The sequence below is a fragment of the Candidatus Lokiarchaeum ossiferum genome, from assembly GCA_025839675.1.
GTDB lineage: Archaea > Asgardarchaeota > Lokiarchaeia > Sigyniarchaeales > Promethearchaeaceae > Lokiarchaeum > Lokiarchaeum ossiferum.
The window spans coordinates 4252795-4271915 of record CP104013.1 but is presented as its reverse complement, the minus strand read 5'-3'; the positions used below and the strand labels follow the sequence as shown (position 1 = coordinate 4271915).

The 19121-nt window shown below is 33.8% G+C and carries 19 protein-coding genes; 12 read left to right on the top strand and 7 right to left on the bottom strand.

Annotated features, from left to right (window positions below; genetic code table 11):
• The first annotated feature begins 8 nt into the window (after positions 1 to 8).
• The 3 genes from NEF87_RS18255 (at position 9) to NEF87_RS18245 (ending at position 3442) form a co-directional block, all read left to right on the top strand.
• Positions 9 to 2342, top strand: coding sequence for an alpha/beta hydrolase (locus NEF87_RS18255; protein WP_457916955.1), 2334 nt, complete (start codon positions 9 to 11; stop codon positions 2340 to 2342).
• Between the two features lie 215 nt (positions 2343 to 2557).
• A complete protein-coding gene (locus NEF87_RS18250; RefSeq protein ID WP_457916954.1) occupies positions 2558 to 3001 on the top strand; it encodes a hypothetical protein in 444 nt (147 codons plus the stop codon).
• A 24-nt stretch (positions 3002 to 3025) separates the two neighbouring features.
• Positions 3026 to 3442, top strand: coding sequence for a response regulator (locus tag NEF87_RS18245; RefSeq protein WP_457916953.1), 417 nt, complete (start codon positions 3026 to 3028; stop codon positions 3440 to 3442).
• 26 nt (positions 3443 to 3468) lie between these two features.
• Here the strand turns inward: NEF87_RS18245 and NEF87_RS18240 are convergent, their stop codons facing one another.
• The gene (locus NEF87_RS18240) at positions 3469 to 4266 is read right to left on the bottom strand and encodes a TrmB family transcriptional regulator (protein ID WP_371802880.1); all 798 of its coding nucleotides are present in this window, start codon (positions 4264 to 4266) and stop codon (positions 3469 to 3471) included.
• Positions 4267 to 4443: 177 nt separating this feature from the next.
• Here NEF87_RS18240 and purE point away from each other — a divergent pair, with 177 nt between their 5' ends.
• The gene (gene purE, locus NEF87_RS18235) at positions 4444 to 4827 is read left to right on the top strand and encodes a 5-(carboxyamino)imidazole ribonucleotide mutase (protein WP_371802879.1); all 384 of its coding nucleotides are present in this window, start codon (positions 4444 to 4446) and stop codon (positions 4825 to 4827) included.
• 164 nt (positions 4828 to 4991) lie between these two features.
• Here purE and NEF87_RS18230 read toward each other — a convergent pair whose 3' ends face one another.
• Positions 4992 to 6365, bottom strand: a complete 1374-nt coding sequence (locus NEF87_RS18230) for a DEAD/DEAH box helicase (RefSeq protein ID WP_457916952.1) — start codon at positions 6363 to 6365, stop codon at positions 4992 to 4994.
• A gap of 303 nt (positions 6366 to 6668) precedes the next feature.
• Between NEF87_RS18230 and NEF87_RS18225 the strand changes: the two genes are divergently transcribed.
• Both NEF87_RS18225 and NEF87_RS18220 read left to right on the top strand, forming a co-directional pair.
• Positions 6669 to 7658: a translation initiation factor eIF-2B gene (locus NEF87_RS18225; protein WP_371802877.1), complete on the top strand. Its 990-nt coding sequence runs from the start codon at positions 6669 to 6671 to the stop codon at positions 7656 to 7658.
• 50 nt (positions 7659 to 7708) lie between these two features.
• Positions 7709 to 9376 carry a RuBisCO large subunit C-terminal-like domain-containing protein gene (locus tag NEF87_RS18220; protein WP_371802876.1) on the top strand — a complete coding sequence of 556 codons (1668 nt, stop codon included), beginning with the start codon at positions 7709 to 7711 and terminating at the stop codon, positions 9374 to 9376.
• Positions 9377 to 9580: 204 nt separating this feature from the next.
• Here NEF87_RS18220 and NEF87_RS18215 read toward each other — a convergent pair whose 3' ends face one another.
• A complete protein-coding gene (locus NEF87_RS18215) occupies positions 9581 to 10387 on the bottom strand; it encodes a caspase family protein (RefSeq protein ID WP_457916951.1) in 807 nt (268 codons plus the stop codon).
• Between the two features lie 282 nt (positions 10388 to 10669).
• Positions 10670 to 10798 carry a hypothetical protein gene (locus NEF87_RS18210; protein ID WP_371802874.1) on the bottom strand — a complete coding sequence of 43 codons (129 nt, stop codon included), beginning with the start codon at positions 10796 to 10798 and terminating at the stop codon, positions 10670 to 10672.
• 122 nt (positions 10799 to 10920) lie between these two features.
• On the opposite strand from NEF87_RS18210, the gene NEF87_RS18205 reads away from it, so the two are divergent.
• The 4 genes from NEF87_RS18205 to NEF87_RS18190 all read left to right on the top strand — a co-directional run bounded on the left by NEF87_RS18205 (position 10921) and on the right by NEF87_RS18190 (position 15290).
• Positions 10921 to 11982: a helix-turn-helix domain-containing protein gene (locus tag NEF87_RS18205; protein ID WP_371802873.1), complete on the top strand. Its 1062-nt coding sequence runs from the start codon at positions 10921 to 10923 to the stop codon at positions 11980 to 11982.
• A 95-nt stretch (positions 11983 to 12077) separates the two neighbouring features.
• Positions 12078 to 13874 carry a hypothetical protein gene (locus NEF87_RS18200; protein ID WP_457916950.1) on the top strand — a complete coding sequence of 599 codons (1797 nt, stop codon included), beginning with the start codon at positions 12078 to 12080 and terminating at the stop codon, positions 13872 to 13874.
• Positions 13875 to 13959: 85 nt separating this feature from the next.
• The gene (locus tag NEF87_RS18195; protein WP_371802871.1) at positions 13960 to 14256 is read left to right on the top strand and encodes a hypothetical protein; all 297 of its coding nucleotides are present in this window, start codon (positions 13960 to 13962) and stop codon (positions 14254 to 14256) included.
• A gap of 62 nt (positions 14257 to 14318) precedes the next feature.
• The gene (locus NEF87_RS18190; protein WP_457916949.1) at positions 14319 to 15290 is read left to right on the top strand and encodes a triphosphoribosyl-dephospho-CoA synthase; all 972 of its coding nucleotides are present in this window, start codon (positions 14319 to 14321) and stop codon (positions 15288 to 15290) included.
• Here the strand turns inward: NEF87_RS18190 and NEF87_RS18185 are convergent.
• From NEF87_RS18185 to NEF87_RS18175, 3 genes are all read right to left on the bottom strand, one after another.
• Positions 15280 to 16362, bottom strand: a complete 1083-nt coding sequence (locus NEF87_RS18185) for a hypothetical protein (protein ID WP_457916948.1) — start codon at positions 16360 to 16362, stop codon at positions 15280 to 15282. The two genes, NEF87_RS18190 and NEF87_RS18185, sit on opposite strands and share 11 nt — an antisense overlap.
• A gap of 70 nt (positions 16363 to 16432) precedes the next feature.
• A complete protein-coding gene (locus NEF87_RS18180) occupies positions 16433 to 17194 on the bottom strand; it encodes a transcription elongation factor Spt5 (RefSeq protein ID WP_371802868.1) in 762 nt (253 codons plus the stop codon).
• A 152-nt stretch (positions 17195 to 17346) separates the two neighbouring features.
• Positions 17347 to 17484 (bottom strand): hypothetical protein, encoded by a 138-nt coding sequence (locus NEF87_RS18175; protein ID WP_457916947.1) that lies wholly within the window; start codon positions 17482 to 17484, stop codon positions 17347 to 17349.
• Positions 17485 to 17589: 105 nt separating this feature from the next.
• On the opposite strand from NEF87_RS18175, the gene NEF87_RS18170 reads away from it, so the two are divergent.
• On the top strand, positions 17590 to 17892 hold the full coding sequence (locus NEF87_RS18170; protein WP_457916946.1) for a hypothetical protein: 303 nt from the start codon (positions 17590 to 17592) through the stop codon (positions 17890 to 17892).
• Between the two features lie 10 nt (positions 17893 to 17902).
• Positions 17903 to 19111 carry an aldo/keto reductase gene (locus NEF87_RS18165; RefSeq protein ID WP_457916945.1) on the top strand — a complete coding sequence of 403 codons (1209 nt, stop codon included), beginning with the start codon at positions 17903 to 17905 and terminating at the stop codon, positions 19109 to 19111.
• Positions 19112 to 19121: the final 10 nt, after the last annotated feature.

The following is a 19121-nucleotide window of genomic DNA, read 5'->3' as shown; positions in this document are numbered from 1 at the left end:
TTTTGTAGATGGACCAAAGCGGACATACCCCTAAACATAAAGAACATCAGCATCCTGGTGAAGATCACAAAGTTTTAAAAAAACTGGATGATATTTATCATCGAATTCAGAAGGATTATCATCTATCTAAACTAAAATTGAGTGAAGCGCTGTTCAATACCCAAAAAAAAATTGAAGAAGCATATGAGGATGCAAAAACTCGCGCAGCAAAGATCAAGCTTCGTGTTTGGAAAATTTTCTTAGTTTTTACCATCGTATTTTATGTGTTAGGGATCGGTTTTGCTTCGGTTGGCACCTTTTCACCCTCATATACCATCCAAAAAGTATCCTTTACCACTGAAATTTCATATAATCGAGCGATGGCCAATCGAGATATGTTGTTCAACAATGTATCAATCCTCCCAGACAATCTTGAAATTTTCACTGTTTCTGCCTATTTGTTAACGCCAACGCATCCTGCAGAAACAAAATTACCTGGAATTGTTTGGTCTCATGGCATGGTAGTAAATGCAGAAGCAAACTTACATAACGCCATGGATTTGGCAGCAGCAGGTTTTAAAGTTCTCGCCACCAATCTTCCAGGTCATGGAGATTCAGGAGGACTTTGGGATTTTGGATTGAATGGACTACAAGTAATTTGGTCAGCAGTTGAATACATGTCAACATTGGAAGATGTCGATCCCAGCAAAATTGCAGTGATGGGGCATTCCAATGGAGGTTTGGTGACTACTCGAGCGGGAATATTTGATAAAACACCTTTAGGAACCGGAGGAAAAATAAAAGCGGTTGGATCGATTTGGGGATATACTGATCTTCAAGATACTTTTAAAGCGGTTTTAGGGACGGATGTGATTGATGATGAGAAATGGGGTGTATTTCTATCAACATTCATGGGTTGTAGCAATGGTGTTATTTCAAGTGAAGATGTTGCTAGAAGATCTATTGGAGGATTTATCAACGGCACAAATATTCCCAACTATTATTTAATGACTGGAGATACAGATGGACTCACCACGGTGGATATTCAATTTACTCTATTTGAACAAGCAACAGATGGTTGGTACAATACATCAATTCTATCATCGGAATATGAAAAAAATCCAAATATTAATATCGAAAATCTTGAGAATTCACATTTTTCTTTTGTTAATGGTACAGCACGGAAATTAACAATTTTACCAGGCCAAGATCATGTTGAAGAAGTGTTAACCAGCGCCAATATGGATCTCATGATTGATTGGATGGTGAGGAGTTTGAATTTAGCACCAGAGAATCATATACCTCGAACTTGCACTTCCAAGTTAAACATCGAATTTTGCTACATCTCCAGGATTTTTGGAGGTTATTTCATTCTTGTAGGAACGCTCATGTTAATTTTAATGGTTGGATTCTTAACCGCAAAACGGATTTTTCCCAAAGCGGCTGATACTATTCCGAAATATGTTCCTTTGATTAATATTAAAGAAAATTTGGATTTGAAAGAAGAAGAAATTCATGAATTAGTAAAAAAAGACCAAGAATTTCGAATTGATTACATTGGGGATCCAGTAAAATTTGTAAATAGTTGGAAAACAAAGACATTCTACATGTTTTTAATAATTGGGTGTTTTATTTCTGGAATCAGTATAAGCTGGCTTGTGGATCAATATTTTCTTCGATTTTGGCTTATAAACACATACATTTGGCAGTATTTCTGGACAGCCGTATTTCTCTTTGGAGCAGTCAATGTAATGATTTTCCTAAATAGACGAGGAGAAAAAAACACGAGAAAAATTGATTTAAAGAGAATAGGATTAACATTTAAGGGATTTTTGAAAGCCCTTCAATTTTTGATCTTCGTCATTGGAATTCCATTACTTTCTTACAATATTTTTGCGATCATCTTTAAATATCCAAAAATTTTCCCTCGTCCTTATTCACCACGACTCTATTTGGAAGTACTTGTATTCTTCCTGATGACATTCTTCTTCTATTTCAATTTGGAAATTATTTCCAAGACTCAGCTCTTTGAAAAACAAAATATATATCCAAATTTCAAAGGATACTTACAAGAAATAGTCATCAACGGGAGTATTATCTGGCTTATGTGGTTGATCTCTTATTTAATTGGAGGTGTCTTCATCAATTCAAAATTGAAATGGTTACTATTACAAGGAAACACAGGTTCAGCTGCAATAGTTGTCATAGGTATAATAATGATCGGGTTTCAAGGATTTATGGCGTATACAAGTGCATTTTTTTACCAGCAAACCCGGAATATTTATGCAATTGCATTCATTCAAGCAGCCGCAGTGACTTTGTTAATGACAGGAAAATATATCTTCATTTATTCAGTAATTTAATTTAAGATTTGGATTCATATATATCAATTTTTTTTGCATTTTTTTTTTTTAATCCAACATATAACCAATTACAGTTATAATTCAGAGTAATATTTAAGTTCGAATTTCGATACATTATTGTTGATTTAAACATATCAATATTTATTAGATAAATTTTAATACTCGAATCAACTTACTTTATGTAAGTATTGAATATGCTTTAGGAAACAATAAAAATGGAAATTCATAAACGAACAATGAATAGAAGCCAAGTGGCAAGCCCTTCAGAGTTAGAAATGGGATTTTTCTCTACCCCGTTAAATAGCGAAGTCAATCATTCTGATGATTCTTTTTACAAAGAAGCATATTCAAATACCCCTAATGTGGCGTTATTTAGGGTCAAATTTGATACGTTGGCAATTGTGACTGCAAACAAATTCTGTATATCAACTTTAGGATTCACAACCCTTAATGAAATGATCGAAGCAAATATGGGTATGGATGAATTTTTTGCTATTCGTGAGGTACCCTTCATTATTGAGGAATTAGAAATCTTTGGCAAAATAGTAAATTTCCAGATTCAAACTCAGAATAAACAAGGATTAATGTTTTGGTCATTTTTCAGTGGAAAAATTTCTTCAGATAATCAGTATATTGATTGCAGCTTTATCAGGAATTAAAAACTTAGGGAATCAATTACATTGATGAAAAAAAAAAGTGCCATTATTGCAGAAAATTCTTTGATAATTGCAATGATGACCAAACTAGAATTAGAGAAATCGGGAATAAATGTTGTTGGAACGGTCAATAACTATGATGATTTCATCAAAATATATAATAAATATCAACCTTCTTTAATTTTTATAGATATTCATCTTGAAGGAATGTATAAAGGAATTAATACGATCCAAAAAATCTCCCACTCTGGGAATTCGGATATTATTTTTCTGCTTACTTATTATAATAACCAAGTTCAGCAAAAACTTAAGGATATTCAAGGTTATCAATACTTGAAAAAACCATTTGATGATGTTGAAATTCAATCTTTATTATCTCAATATTTTCCGATTGAAAAAGGATTCAAAAAGGAAGTCAAAGCAAGTATTTCACAACAATCCTAAAAAACAATAAGATATCAAAAACAAGATTAAGAATAATTTTTTAACAAAAACTTCTCACCCATTGACCATAACATTTTGAAGTAAGTTTTTGTATAATTGATCAAACGGCTTTCTTGAATGAAAAAGACCATGTTCTCATCCTTAATAGAAATTCGGAAAAAGGTTGTTAAGAAAATTAACATTTCATTATTATCAAATAAGAAAGCATCGAATAATACATTTTTAACGGTCTGAACCTTTGAAATCGATGCAATCTTTCGCCAAATGTTTTTATTTGTTACGTTTAAATTACTCTCATTAACCAAAATATTAATATCGACCTTTTTCTCGGTTAAATATAAGAAATGTTCAAACATATCAGCAAGAAGCCCTTCATTTGGGTTTTTCAGAAAGATCGTAAGGGTTTTATTGGTAGCTTTTACCATATCAATAACTTTTTGTTGAACATTACCGTTCAGGATCCATATAGGTGTGGATTCGACTTGTTCATCTTGTCCATACAAAGGTTCGAGTTTTTCAATAAGAGCGGTTTCAATACGGGAGTATTTAGCTTCAATTTGTTTCTTTGCTAATTTTGCAACAAATGCGGGGCGTTCTGCTTTATATTTCATCGGACGCCCGCTGATCACTTTAACCCAGCCAATATTTTCCAAATTTACCAATACATCGTAAATTCGACTATAAGGAATTTTAGTCCGATCCGATAATTCTTTGGCCGAGGATATGCCATTGGTAATTAAGGCAATAAAGGCTCGGGTTTCATAGTCCGTTAAGCCAAATTCTTTCAATGCTGCATAAACTTCTTGCGGTATATTCGAGCTCATTATTTTCACCAAACAAAAATTCCTACATTAGAACCTTTCATATCAAATAAGGATTAGTTGTACTTTAATTTTTCTCTGATATAAATAAGCTTTTTTGCCAAAAAAGTATAGAGGGAAAATATTATGAAATTATAATTATTTTTAAATTGGAACGAAAATTCTGCTTTTGTGATTAAAATGCCAACAGTTGTCATAATCGCAGGAAGTAAATCTGATGAGAAAATCTATAATAAAGCCGTAGATGTGCTCACCCAAGAAAAAATTGAATTTGAATTGAAAATTTTATCTGCTCACCGAAATCCCGATGAATTGGATGCATATATCAAACAATCCGATGCAAAGGTCTATATATGTGTCGCAGGTTTATCTGCAGCACTCCCTGGAGTCGTTGCTTCTAAAACGCAAAAACCAGTAATCGGAGTTCCGGTGAGTGCAAAACTTGGAGGATTAGATGCTTTATTATCAATTGTTCAAATGCCTCCAGGTGTACCAGTCGCAACGGTTGGAATTGATAATGCCAAGAATGCAGCTTATTTAGCGATACGTATTTTAAATGCATAGATAAATTTCACGAAATTTGCTTTTTCTTTTTCTTTTTCCTACATTTTTCTTATTATATGGTATTATCCGAAGAAATATGGATAAAAGTAGTCATTTTTGTAATCATTCCTTCTTAGAATAGTTGAGAGTTTTTATCAAATCTGTTGAAAAGCAAGTAAAAAATGCTAAGAAAGGGGATTATGCTTAGCTTTGATATGCTGAGAGACACCAGCTTTAGAACTGAATAACCGAGAACATTGTGGGCACTTAAACGGAGGTTTTACTGATTTTAATTGGTTCTTCTGGTATGATTGATTTACTCTTTTTTTTGAGTTGGTAAGTATGGATTGATTTTTTTGTGGTAGTGTGTTCAACTTTTGTTTACTTCTTGGTCTCGAATTCGTGGCATCGGGGATTTTCATTCGAATTAATTTTTCGATATCACGGAGTAAGGGACGCTCATCAGAAGCACAAAAAGCAATCGCAATACCGCCTGCTCCTGCGCGAGCAGTCCTTCCGATGCGATGAACATATGTTTCGGAAACATCCGGTAAGTCAAATTGTATTACATGAGAAATATTTTCAACATCAATCCCACGTGCAGCGACATCAGTCGCGACAAGTATTCGTGTTGTCCCATCTCGAAAATTTTTCAAGGCTTTTTGCCGAGCATTTTGTGATTTATTTCCATGGATTGGCTCTGCTCCTACTCCTGCTTGTATTAGTTTCTTTACAATTTTATTCGCACCGTGCTTTGTTCGGGAAAAAACCAGAGCTCGGATCACTTTCGGATTGGTTACGATGGATAAAAGTAATGCTTGCTTTTCGCTTTTTGGCACAAAATGAACAGTTTGATCAATTTTTTCGACAGTCGGTTGATTTGGGGTCACCGAGACCTTTACTGGGTTTTGAAGAAAGTCCTTTGCTAATTGAACTATTTGCTTTGGCATTGTAGCAGAAAATAACATGGTTTGGTGCACACCAGAAATATTTTTCATGATCTTTCGAACATCATGAATAAAGCCCATATCCAACATACGATCTGCTTCATCGAAAACTAATATTTCAATATGATGAAGGGAAATTATATCTTGCCCAATTAAATCCAAAAGGCGTCCGGGTGTAGCAACAAGAATATCAACTCCAGATTTAAGAGTTTTAACTTGTTTATTCTGCTTAACACCGCCGAAAATTACGGTGTTAGTGATTTTTTTATTGAATCGGCCGTACTTGCTGAATGAGTCACCAATTTGAATAGCTAATTCCCGGGTTGGTGATAAAACTAAGACACGAATGTTCTTTTTCGAGTGTGAATTGAGTTTGGATTTTGGAGAAGATTTTTCTTGCATCTTAATTGCTAATAATTGTAAAATTGGAAGGGCAAATGCGGCCGTCTTCCCCGTACCTGTTTGTGCACAACCTACGAGATCTCTCCCCGCTAAAAGTGGCGGAATTGTTTGGGATTGAATCGGAGTCGGTTTTAAGTATCCAGATTCTCGAACTGCACGTTGTAAAATGGCATTTAATCCTAAATTGTGAAATGCTGTTTGATTTGACATTAATATGTAAAGAAGTCGGTCAGATCTTAATAAATACTCGAAAAAATATCACAATCTTGTCATAAATTTTGAATTCTTAGAAATAATATACCAATTGCAAGAAAAATAAGAAATTCAATCTCGGTTACATGAGACATTCATAATCGCGAGAACATGATGACAATCGGGGAATTTTAGATAGTCACCCATCCCAACTACCTTCGTGAGATATTTTATAAACAAAGATTTGTCTTACAGAAAATATATAGGGATGCATCTCCAACACTTTGTAAGAGACTTAACTAGTACAATTAGGAGATTGAAATGAAAGAATTAAAAAAAGCAGCCAGTAAGATAAGAGCATTAGAAGTGCAAGGTGCTACCAACATTGCCCTTTTTGCAGTAAATCAAATGGTTCAATTTGCCCAGAGAAATGCTCACCTTTCTAAACCCGACCTATGGAACTATTTAGTGAAAGCTGAGGAAATTTTTGCAAAAAGTCGGTCAACAGAACCCGCAATGCGAAATGGATTAATGTATATCTTAGGAAAACTTCGCCATGATTATGAGCAAGGGATTGATTACGATATGGCGAAAATGGTCGAAATTTATGGCAGCGAATATGAAAAAATCCTAAAGGTAGCTAAAAGAAGGATTGCCAAGTATGGGGCCCGTCTCATTCCAGATAATTTAGATGAACCTTACGTAGTACAAACTCACTGTCACAGTTCAATAGTGGAAGCTATATTAATTGAAGCTCATCGACAAGGTAAGAATTTCAAAGTTATCTCAACTGAAACAAGACCTTTTTACCAAGGGCGAATTACATCGAAAAAATTAAGCAATGCAGGAATTGAAGTCATCCAAGTAGTTGATAGTGCCATGCGCTGGGCTGCGAATAATATGGGGACAGATCTGATGATTATTGGAGCTGACGCAGTGACGAGTGAAGGAACTGTTTTGAATAAAATTGGAAGCCGGCTCTTGGCTTTAGTGGCAAAGGAAGAACACATCCCATTCTATATTGCAACTCCATTGTTAAAATATAATCCAGATACCGCCTTCGGTAATTATGAAAAAATTGAAATGAGAGACACCGTCGAAATATGGAAAGATTGGGAACAAAAGCCCGAAAACATTCACATTCTTAATCCAGCTTTTGAAACGGTTAACCGACTTTATATTTCAGGCGTAATTTCGGAAGCAGGAATTTTTCCAAGTGGCCAAGTCCACAATAATTTCCAGTTAGTTTATCCTTTTCTGCATGAAGCGTATCATTTAGTTGAACATCAAGACGAATGTGATGATTTTTAAAAAAACACTTTTTTAAATTGTAATTTATGTAACTTTCACGAGGTTGAAAAATGGTAAAAATAGAAAATTGGGTAGTTTTTCCAGAAAAGGTTGAACTACCAATAATTACATGCGACTTATATGAAGCCTATGGATTAGCAACTCCAAAAATTGAATTGATCGATGAAAAAATGCGAGTTAGATTGGGACCCTATTTATTGGACCCAGAAATTCCCTTTAATTTTGAAGATTTTCGTAAATCTTGCATCATTATGTATGTATCGATTAGTCCAAAACTTCGAAAGGGATGGTCTGTAGAATATGGATTACTTCGCGCAGCTTTGGAAATTGCTGCTGAAGAAAGTACCGGTACATGGGATCCAGAATTAAAAACACTCTTACCCGAAGAAATGGATGAGAATTCCAAAGCCAATATGAAAATTTTAGAAGCGAAAGTCATAGGATTGAATGCTAAAAATGGTATGGCGGCAGTAGCACTTCCCAAAGAAGGATTTGAAAAAGGAAACCTCCCTCAAATTTTAAGCGTAGTAATGGGAAACTATACCGGAATGGCCAGTGCTGCTTGGGGTGTTCGGCTTGAGGACATAGATATTCCAGATGATTTTGCAAACTCCTTTATTGGACCCACGATTGGAAACGAAGGAATAAAGAAAATATTGGGGAATAAAATTACAGTTGGTACCATAGTTAAACCAAAAACAGGCCTTAGCGAGGCGGATTGGGCCAAAACATCAACACGATCTTTTTATGGAGGATTGGATGTTGTAAAAGATGATGAAAACCTCACTTCACAAGATTATTGCACGTTTGAAGAACGCGCTAAATTGGTGATGAAAGGAATCAATGAAATACACGAAAAAACAGGAAGAAATCTCGTGTATGTCGCCAATATTACTCATGGTGATATGGATGAAATGATAAAACGAGCAGATCTAATTAAATCATTAGGAGGTAATTGTTTAATGTTAGATATTCTCGCAACAGGAATGACAGGAGTCCAAACCATTCGAAAAAAATACCCTGAAATGATTTTACATGGTCATCGAGCAGGACATGGAGCTCAAACGATCTTTCCAGAATTAATTATAGACGGTGAACGAATCGATTTAAGACATGGTATTTCCATGAAAGTCTGGGCTTTAATTGCACGCTTAGGAGGAATTGATCAGTTTCACATTGGAGCACCCAAGGGAAAAATGGAATCTTCTTATCATACGGTTTTAGAAAACTTGGAAACTTGTTTGCGACCTTTAGGGAATATTAAAACTATGCGACCAATTTGTTCAGGGGGATTAAAAGCGACTGTCTTATGGGATGTAGCAACCATAATGAACCCAATTGGAGATACACCAAATTTAGATTTCATTGCCCAAGCGGGAGGAGGTACCCATTCACACCCCTTAGGCACAATTGGAGGCTCCCGATCGATGGTACAAGCTCGAGACTCCATTTCAGCGGGAGATTCCCCACAAGTTGCAATGGGCAAATATTTCGAAACTTTGCTCGCCTTCAGAAGGTGGGATAATGAAATATATGGAAATTGGTTAAAAACTTTAACTGCAGATTCAAAAATTGTAGTTGATCCTGATGAACGACCGTACTTCTTGACAGAAAATCACCCCGAAACTGCTCCAAAACCAGTGGATCTAAAAACTGCTATGGAAAAATTTCCAGAATTACGAGCGGATCTGGAAAAATTTAGCCCAACTCTCCTGTAAATTGTTTTTTTATCTCTTTTTTCTAAATCTGTCTGTTGTTTACCTCGAGTCAGATAAAATTATAGTTAATCGATAATAAATTCGAGAAATAATACATATATGGATAGAAAGAGAAAAAAAAGGGGTTTTCACCCCATTACAACTATTGAGGGAATAATTGCGGTTTGATTATTATACTTAAATTTGTGTGGACAATTCAATTTCTTATGCTAAATTTAAATCACCGATGGTGTATGCGTCATACAAGGTTGCATCACCCTGAGTATTAGCATCAAACATATTAACTGCATAATTTCCTATTGCTTCACCTGTGGTATAACCTAGATTGATTGCTTCCATAGCATAATAAGTAAAGATTCCATTTTGCATAGTTGAATCTCCATCGTAGGTATAAGTTTTTGTTGTGGATCCAATAGCACCAACCCACCCAGCATTTAATAGTTCGACCATTGTTCCTTGAACACAAGCATCATCAAAGAAGAAAACATGTTCACTTTGGAATGTATCGGTGATTGGTTTGATTTCAGAAACATAAACACCAGCTAATTCCCATGCGACTAAACATGATTCTCCAGTTGTTCGAGAATAAGAACCATGACCAGAATAGCAAATAGCGACTGCATCGCCAGCTTCATCTTCAAGATCTGCAAGATTCTGTAGTGCAGCAAGGATGCCTGCTTCAGTTGCTTGTTCATCAATGAGTAGAGTCACTTGATAACCAATGGATTCAAGATAATCACGCCAATCATAAGCATCATCATCACAATAGGTCAAATCACTTGAATCACCATCATAATCACTAATTCCTATAACTAATGCATATTTTTGACCTGTTAGTGGAGCTCCACCAGTAGGTAAGGGAGGTGGGACATAAGTATTACCACCACCGCCACCGCCACCACCAGGACGCATAACACTACGCGTATTGGTTTCTGCAGAAGCTACTACAAATGTAAGGGGGATGACAATCAAAAGAGCCATTAACCCAACCAGAAAATGATTTTTTTTCATTTATAACACCTTAACGAAAAAAATGATAGATAAAATATCATTCAATTCGTTAATGTTACTTTTATTCAAGTAATATATAAGTATTGTGAATTAATGAACCGTTTCTCAATTTATCAAAATAAAAAATTTGAAAAAACAAACCCAAATTCAAGATTCAACTTCTTTACTTCCAGAATTTCTTGCTATTAGTTTAATGTATTAAAAATGTTCAATTTTTTAATTGAAATCATATATCAGATCAGATTGAAAAAAAAGAAGAGAAATTAATTTAAAAAAAAACAACTATCTTGCTTGAAAAGCCTTAGATGGGCATTGATCAACATTCATTGCTGCAGGAACTTCATGACCAAAGCAGTCACCTTTGGTCTCATCAATAGGTTTATAAAATTTACATTCTCGACATTCAGTCATGTTTCATCACCATAAATGAGGTTAATTAGATTATGACACTGAAAAAAGTTAAATATTCCTTCTTTCAAGTATGAATATTACTTAGTCATAAAATCGATATGATAATTTGAGAGATTAAATATATGACGATGACCAAACTACAAAAACAACTGGAACCTCTATATGAAAATGGTTTTGATCATGAGATGGTTGTAGTCTATATGGCTTTGCTAAAATTGGGAAGGGCAACTACAAAAGATTTATTACTCAAAATTAAAGATCAACTCAATATCTCCTATAATCAAATCTATTACATTCTAAAAAAACTAAAGAAAAAGGAAATCATTGAAATTCAACAAGGTTTAGAAAAAAAATTTACTCCTATAAACCCATCAATTATATTGGAACGCTATCGACAAGTTAAACTTGAAAAATTGAACCATTTGGAAAAAATATTAAATGAGGATTATGCCCGAACAACTTCACATTTCGGTTTATGTACGATTCAAACAAACCAATTTCACTTCTCTTCAATCGAGATGGGAATTAAGATAATCGAAGATAAATTCATAAAAGACTGTCAAAAATCAGTCATTTTTATTGCGACACCCCCATTCATATTCAAACGATTGAAAATTGGTATTATTAAAGCATATAGTAGAGGAATTTCAATCGAAATACAGTATTCTAATCGTGATTTTGAAGAACTATCAGACTATATAAAAACGATATCACCCTTCATTCAAAAATGCAATATCCAAATAAATAGAAGACAATACAGAACATATGAAGCTATATCAATCAATGATGCTTATACACGGGTAGGTCAAATGTTAATCGATGGAAAAATATTGGTAAATTATCCCTATTTCATAGCGAAAAATAAAAACCCATCTATAGAACATGGGATAGATCTCATTTCTGGATTCTATCATGCACCAGGTATAATTAAACAAATTCAAAAAAGTCTCCATCTAAATCCTATTGAGCAACAAATCAACTTCATTCCCCCTAGGGAAGCTAATTTGATTGAATTTCTTCAAAATGAACCACTTATGCAACGGAATGAATTATGCACAAAATTGAAGATTTCGGGTCACGAGCTTAAGAATTTAATCACACGTTTAGTTAAAGAAGGAAAAATTGAGAGAATTTCACAACCTCAACAAAAAGGAAGACCAAAAGAATTTATTCGACTAAAGTGATCCCTTTTTTTTTTTAAAGCCATGGGTTTTTTTTTGCTAAGCATCGGGCTAGGTTAAGAATAAATTAAGCAAAAGAGAAGTTAATAATTAAGTACATGCAATCAAGAAATTCTCCGATTCCGAAAAAATTTTGCACACAATGTAGCACACAATTGGAACCACGGTTAGTTGAGAAACTATTATTGGGAAAAGAAGTATTTTGTGAGAGTTGTGGTCATCAATTTGAGATAAATTCTAAAGATCAATTAAGAAAACATATTCAAACTCAATCTCCCCAAGCAATACCAAAAGTTCAACCAGTCCAACCGCGCTATACACCAGGCCCAACTTCTATAAAACCAGCAAAACCATCTACATCAGTAAAATTTGAACAATTCGATGCTAATAAATATGCGTCACTTCCCGCAAACAAACAATTGATCGATATCAAGGGATACAAGACAATTCGGAAAAGCAATCGAAAAGAATTTCAGAAAATTAAAAAACAAAATAGAAAGGCTTTCAAGCGCCCAATGGTTAGGGACCGGAGAAAATATAAAAAATTAATCAAAAATAATAAACGCTTATATAAAACCACTGTCAAAAATAATAAAAGAATCTATAAAATCACCAAATTATCCAATATCAATGCAGATAAAATTACACAAAAACAAATCGACAAAGAATTTAAAACAGTAAAAAAAGCAAATCGAAAAAAACACAAAACCTCTCTCAAAAATATTACAAAAGAATACAAGCGAACTGCGCGATTAAATAAAAAAACTTTCCGAAAAACTAAGCGCAAAAACAGCAGATCTTTTCAAGAGAAACAGAGGTATAATGCCAAAGCCTTTAATCGTGTATTAAAAACTGGGGAAGCAAGTCAAAATTATATGGTTAAATTCGAGCCAATTCCATATGAAGTCAAAGAATTTCAAGCCTATGATCCTGGTGATACAGCCAAACCACCAGAATTAGTCCAAATTTCAACAAAAAGACACAAATTCGATCCTATGACGGGGAAACCAATCACTAAACAGATGCGCTTTGACCCAATGACTGGAAAACCATTATTAAATCAAACTGAGAAAGAACCAACTTCTTTCCCACAACATATTCCAGAAGCTAAAAAAAATGTTCCGCAACAAGGAATTTCATCTCCGAAACCGTTTCCATCCATGCAGATTCAAGAGTTATTTATGGTTTTAGATGATTCCGTCAGAGAGCAATTAATGAATCTACCAATTTCTGAAGAAGAACGAAATTTACTCGCAAAATCTTTTATTTATTTAAACCCCACCCAACAAATGAAGTACTTAGAAGAATTACAACACGTTAATGAATATAATGAAGCAGAATATGAAGAATTTATTAATCGAATCAAAACTTTGCAGATTCCAACCAATCAGCAGGACTATTTAATTTCTCAGCTTCACTATATCCCAGATACGCACCATCATGATTTTGTATCTACACTAGAAACCTCTAAAAATGAAGAATCAGATGAGAACGTTACTCCTACTCCAGAAAAAGAGATCAAGATGGAACCATCAAAGGAAACAATCCAAGTTCTTGAAGATATTGATCCAATAATTTCAAAAGAGCAAGAAGAACAAACGATTCAAGAAGAATTAGCTAAAAAAGAAAAACAGAAAAAAGAAATGGAACGTATCAAACAATTAGAAGAACAGAGAAAGAAAAGCGAACAAGAAAAATTGGAGTTGGAAGGATTAAAGCATGAAAAACGCGAACTTGAACGTTTAAAGAGGGTAAAAGATCTAAAATCGAAGATTAAAGGGGAAAAACAAGATTCAAGTGAAAAAGACGATTTAGAAGATAAACCAAAAGAAAAATCTAATGATTCAGAAAATAAAGACAAATCTACCAGTTCAAAACAAAAACTTACTTCTTAATTTTTTTCTTCGAAATGATTGAATTAGAAAAAATTTTATTTTTTGCCTTCTTTTAAGAAAATAATCAATTTAAAATGTGAAAATTATGGCCCGCAAGAAAAAAATCGAAACAGTCGAATACATTTTTGATGTCACTAAATTAGGACTAAAAAAAGACAAGTATATTTCTCAATCAGAACAATATATTGAAGAAAATATTGCAAACAGCAAAATTTCCAAAGAGGGGAGTACTATTAAGATTAGTGTTCCAGTATCATTTTCCAAAAAAATGTTGAAGTTGCGATTGAATAAATTTATTTATAATGCAGGCTTGAAAGATGATTTCCGCTTAATTTCATTAGTGAACGAAAAAGGAAATGGATTTCAAGTCATGGATCGGTAAAAATTTTTAGCATTGCTCCTTTTTATCTTTTTTCTCTTATATTATAACAACTTTTGATTTCTATGAAAAATCCATCAGAACACCTTAGTTTTCAGCTGGAATCACTAGAGGAATTTATCAATATTATTTATGATGCAGGTCTGCAAGAAGTATCCACACCAAAACCAGGAAACGTTGGACCATCCCAAATAATCGATGGTGTTTCTTATCAAGATTATTGTCATATCCTCCAACTTCTAAAAAAGTTCAATTCAAAATATTTTGATAAAAAAAATATTAGTTCTCCGGATTTTTCTATCGGAAATTTTATTTTTCAATCAGTTCATACCATGGTTTCCAATCCTCCTTATAAGAATCTGTTATTGGGACATATTCTTTTATATTCACCCCTAATATTTGCATTTGATCTATTATTTCGAAATGATATTCCTAAAAAAGTTAATTGGAATAAATTTTGGAACACTGTAGAACATGTAATCGCAACAACTACCCCACAAGATGGAATTTGGCTCTCCAAAGCAATTCAGATATCTAATGCTGGAGGAATTAAAACTCCTGGAAATAAACCCCTAGTGTCAAAATATGATTTCACGAAGAGTTCAATTGAAACAATAATTATCGAAGATCAAAAAACAATGAAGGATTTATTCCAAGAAAGTGCAGATTTTGATATGATCAGCGCCCAATATTGTACGAATTATGAATTCTGCCGTAATTTTTATTTACAATCAGTCTTCCCAATTCAAAATCCCTTAAATTCTCAAGAGAAAGATGTTAAAAATTTATTTCTTCAAATCCTCGCCACTGTTCCAGATTCACTTATTTTTCGAAAAAATGGGACAATTTGTGCGAGAGATATTCAAAACCGGGCAAAAGTGATCATTAAAGCCGGAGGAATCACAACTCAAGCAGGATTATTGAAAATAAAGGAACTTAACCAAAAGATGTTAGAATCTAAGGGAAAACTTAATCCCGGAACAACGGCAGATTTAACTGCATGTGTTTTAATAATAGAACAATTATTTAATCGATAATCTTAATTGCAGCATTATATTTATCTAAAAGTTTTTTGATTTTAATTGAATCTCGCTGTATTTCTAAAGCAACATCATCAAGACAAACTTTCCCATCAAGATTAGACTCCAGTTTTTTAAAAATATAAAAATCTTCATCAGAAAAACCTTGCATAGATAAAAGAGGAACAATATCTTCTGAAATATGAGAAAAGTGTGGAATCATAGGCTTTTTTTCAATAATTTTCAAGAAGATTAACTCAGACATATATTTATTCAGTTTCGTACGGGTAATATCAAGTTGTCCCAAAATTTCCTTGTATGAAATTGGATCTTGACAAAGTTGGATTACACGGATAATTTTATTGCTATTATACTTGTTGATTAGGGCCACATTATTTGGATTTCCATCTTCGAGATAATTTTTATTATTTTGGAGGCCTTCAAAAACATCCCAATCATAATAATGAAACCGAAAATAAATAAGATCATTTACCCAGAGATTAAAAATTATTTCATTTACAAGTTTTTGATCAATTTCAACCCGTTCAAATATATCAGAAAGTGTCCATGAACCGTCAATCAAATCATAAATAACAGAAACATCATCATTTTGGGCAAAAAAGGAAGAAAATGAATCAAAAAGAGCATTAGGATTAATCTCAGGGATTAAAAAACTTGGGATTAAAAATTGTGAAAGATTGCCTGCAAGATTTTTAATTGTTAATTCAACTATTTTTTCCTTTTGCATATCATTTTCACTGGAAAGATCAATTTCATGTTCAAACTCCATTACAATTTGTTCCATTAAATTGAAGATAGTCTTATTATATTTCTCTGAGACAACCATAAGAAGTGTTTGACGCCCCTTAAAAAAATAAAATACAAAGGGATAGGGAGAATTTTCTAACTGCAATTGAAGCGAATTCATTTCATGAGCCATTTCCATATCGAGAAAGGAAATACCTTGATCGATCAATGCTTTAATGAAATTTATTTGTAAATCAGGCTTCCTAAAAGTCAGATCTTTGAATTCAACAAGGGGGAATCCATCTTTCAAATTTAATACTCCGACATAAAAGAATCCGTGCATGTTAATTTCTCCTGAAAGGTAAAAAAAAGGGTAGAATACAAGATTGTTTTTTTGGTTTTTTCAAAAAAAATCAGAAACCAAATTTAGACCACTCATCATCTTCGTCTTCATCGATATCCTCATCATCAGATTTTTCCCGATCCACAGAACTTTCATCGTAATCCTCATCATCAGTTCCATCTTCGTCTGCAGATTCACCAAAATCAAATAATTCTTCATCGCTACCCTCTGAAGCTCCATCTACCACAACAGTAACTCCTTCCGAATCATCTTCACTCGCAGGAATTGTTGTTCCATCACTGACCTCCATATCCTTAATGATATACTCTTCTTGATGACGAGCACCTTTTTCAATCAATTTCAAGAAATCACCATGAATTTTGATAGATATAGCAGAATCAGAATCCAAAAGCCTTAAAGTAACTTCTTCTTTGGCCCCTTCTTTCGGCATTCGGATGACTTGAGCTTTTTGGCCCATAAAAATTCCGGATACAATTTCTACAGTATCACCTTCCTCTAAAATTTCAGTAACTTTGCGTGGGGAGATAACATGAGAGATCGAATCAAGTGAGATAGAACCAACAATTTTACCCTTGATGTGGCGTAATCCAGCAATAGTGATCATGACATCACGTTGATGAGTTGCTTCAACAAATACATAACCTCGCAATTCTTCAGCAATCATTAACGCCTTTAAATCAGGAAAGGGATTTAAAACTTTTAATCGGTTAAATATATTGGTCAGAACAGATTTTTCTTGTCCAATAGTAGTTCGTACGGCAAAAATGGTTGATTCTTTTTGCTCTGTAATATTAATATCATCAGGTGACATGTTTCTTACCTATATAATAGTGATTGTTTCTTCCTAAAATCCCTTTTTTTTCAATAGAGTTTTAGAAGAAAAAGTAATGTTAGAAAAGTAGCATTTCAAAAAAACATTGTTATTTTAGAATTCCATTTCACCAAACCAAATTTGTATTTTTTTTATTCTGTTTCTTTTTTTTTCTTTTTCTTTCCTTTTGCAACCGCATTTCCAACGATCACTGTAGGATAGGAATGAAATAGAAATGAAAACACATAACCGAAAAACATGCGAATTTTGGTTTTTGTTAATTCTTTCATAACGGAACATTATATTTTACGGATTTAAAGTTTGGGGAAAAATTGTCCGCCCATTTTCCCTATTTTTAAATCGGATCTTGGATTATTTCATATGATTTTATTAAAATGAAAAATAACTGGTTTTCACGAATTTTTCGCACATTTACTGCAATCTTACCGGTCAGTAGAAAAAGAATTGGGGAATGTGTACGATGTGGCGACTGTTGTAAACTCCCAAATGTATGTCCTGCCTTACGATACGATGAGGAAGGCCATCCACGTTGTGCAATATACAGGTTTAGACCGCTCAATTGTCGTAAATATCCACGGACAGCCTTTGAACATATAACCAAAGAGAATTGTGGGTATTCTTTTGAAAAAATCAAAGCAAAAAATAAGAATGATTCACCATCTACAAAAAAGGAGTAATTAGAAGATCATGCAATATCGAAAAATGGGAAAATTGGGGTGGGATGTTTCAGCATTGGGATTTGGTGCAATGCGCCTTCCAACCAAAGGAATTTTAAAGCGCTTGGACGAGGAAGAAGCAATTAGAATAATTAGACGTGGAATTGATTTAGGGATCAACTATGTTGATACTGCTTGGCCCTACCATATGGGAAACTCTGAAAAAGTATTGGGAAAAGCATTACAGGATGGATACCGTGAAAAAGTAAAGTTGGTAACCAAACTACCTATGTTTTTAGTAAGAAAAGCAGATGATTTTGAAAAATTTTTAAAATCTCAGCTTGAAAGTTTACAAACTGACCATGTAGATTTATATTTGTTTCACAGTTTGAACAAAACATATTTTAATGTCGTAAAAAAATTCAATTTGATTGAAAAAATGGAACACGCCAAAGCCGCAGGAAAAATAAATGCTATTGGGTTCTCATTTCATGACTCACTTCCCAAATTTAAAGAAATAATCGATTATTATGAATGGGATGCATGCCAAATTCAATATAATTATATGGATACGGCAATTCAAGCAAACCAAGAAGGTTTGGCTTATGCTCATTCAAAGGATATTGCTGTGATTATTATGGAACCCGTCAAAGGAGGAATGTTGGCAAATCCCCCACGTGAGGCATTAGATATAATGAACAATGCCCCCATTCATCGATCACCCGTAGATTGGGCACTTCAATTTATCTGGAATCAACCCGAAGTAAGTATTGTGTTAAGTGGGATGGGGAATATGAAAATGGTTGAAGAAAATTGCGCCAGTGCAGATAAATCCGGAGTTAAATCACTTTCTGAAGAAGAAAACCAAATTTTAACGCAAATCACTCAAATATATAGAGAAAAAATTCGAGTTCCTTGTACAGCTTGTCGATATTGTATGCCTTGCCCATTTGGAGTTAATATCCCAGAAAATTTTGCAACCATAAATGCAATTTCCTTAAATGATAGTAAAGCCCCCATGGATCGCCTTCTCAGATTTCAACAGAAAAATCGCTATCGAAGTTTAGCAAAAAATAAAGCACAACTAGTAAAGAAACCAAATATGGGACGATCTTCTCTGTGTACGAAGTGTGGAGCATGTATTCCAAAATGTCCTCAAGAAATCAATATTCCAGAAGAATTAACAAAAGTAATGGCGGTCATGGAAAAGCATCAATCAATTGACGATGTATATCAATAAAACCTATCCT

Bases quoted from the DNA above. Each gene is read 5' to 3' on its own strand.
- NEF87_RS18255 (WP_457916955.1), top strand. From the start codon at position 9: ATGGACCAAAGCGGACATACCCCTAAACATAAAGAACATCAGCATCCT.
- NEF87_RS18250 (WP_457916954.1), top strand. From the start codon at position 2,558: ATGGAAATTCATAAACGAACAATGAATAGAAGCCAAGTGGCAAGCCCT.
- NEF87_RS18245 (WP_457916953.1), top strand. From the start codon at position 3,026: ATGAAAAAAAAAAGTGCCATTATTGCAGAAAATTCTTTGATAATTGCA.
- NEF87_RS18240 (WP_371802880.1), bottom strand. From the start codon at position 4,266: ATGAGCTCGAATATACCGCAAGAAGTTTATGCAGCATTGAAAGAATTT.
- purE (WP_371802879.1), top strand. From the start codon at position 4,444: ATGCCAACAGTTGTCATAATCGCAGGAAGTAAATCTGATGAGAAAATC.
- NEF87_RS18230 (WP_457916952.1), bottom strand. From the start codon at position 6,365: ATGTCAAATCAAACAGCATTTCACAATTTAGGATTAAATGCCATTTTA.
- NEF87_RS18225 (WP_371802877.1), top strand. From the start codon at position 6,669: ATGAAAGAATTAAAAAAAGCAGCCAGTAAGATAAGAGCATTAGAAGTG.
- NEF87_RS18220 (WP_371802876.1), top strand. From the start codon at position 7,709: ATGGTAAAAATAGAAAATTGGGTAGTTTTTCCAGAAAAGGTTGAACTA.
- NEF87_RS18215 (WP_457916951.1), bottom strand. From the start codon at position 10,387: ATGAAAAAAAATCATTTTCTGGTTGGGTTAATGGCTCTTTTGATTGTC.
- NEF87_RS18210 (WP_371802874.1), bottom strand. From the start codon at position 10,798: ATGACTGAATGTCGAGAATGTAAATTTTATAAACCTATTGATGAGACC.
- NEF87_RS18205 (WP_371802873.1), top strand. From the start codon at position 10,921: ATGACGATGACCAAACTACAAAAACAACTGGAACCTCTATATGAAAAT.
- NEF87_RS18200 (WP_457916950.1), top strand. From the start codon at position 12,078: ATGCAATCAAGAAATTCTCCGATTCCGAAAAAATTTTGCACACAATGT.
- NEF87_RS18195 (WP_371802871.1), top strand. From the start codon at position 13,960: ATGGCCCGCAAGAAAAAAATCGAAACAGTCGAATACATTTTTGATGTC.
- NEF87_RS18190 (WP_457916949.1), top strand. From the start codon at position 14,319: ATGAAAAATCCATCAGAACACCTTAGTTTTCAGCTGGAATCACTAGAG.
- NEF87_RS18185 (WP_457916948.1), bottom strand. From the start codon at position 16,362: ATGCACGGATTCTTTTATGTCGGAGTATTAAATTTGAAAGATGGATTC.
- NEF87_RS18180 (WP_371802868.1), bottom strand. From the start codon at position 17,194: ATGTCACCTGATGATATTAATATTACAGAGCAAAAAGAATCAACCATT.
- NEF87_RS18175 (WP_457916947.1), bottom strand. From the start codon at position 17,484: ATGAAAGAATTAACAAAAACCAAAATTCGCATGTTTTTCGGTTATGTG.
- NEF87_RS18170 (WP_457916946.1), top strand. From the start codon at position 17,590: ATGAAAAATAACTGGTTTTCACGAATTTTTCGCACATTTACTGCAATC.
- NEF87_RS18165 (WP_457916945.1), top strand. From the start codon at position 17,903: ATGCAATATCGAAAAATGGGAAAATTGGGGTGGGATGTTTCAGCATTG.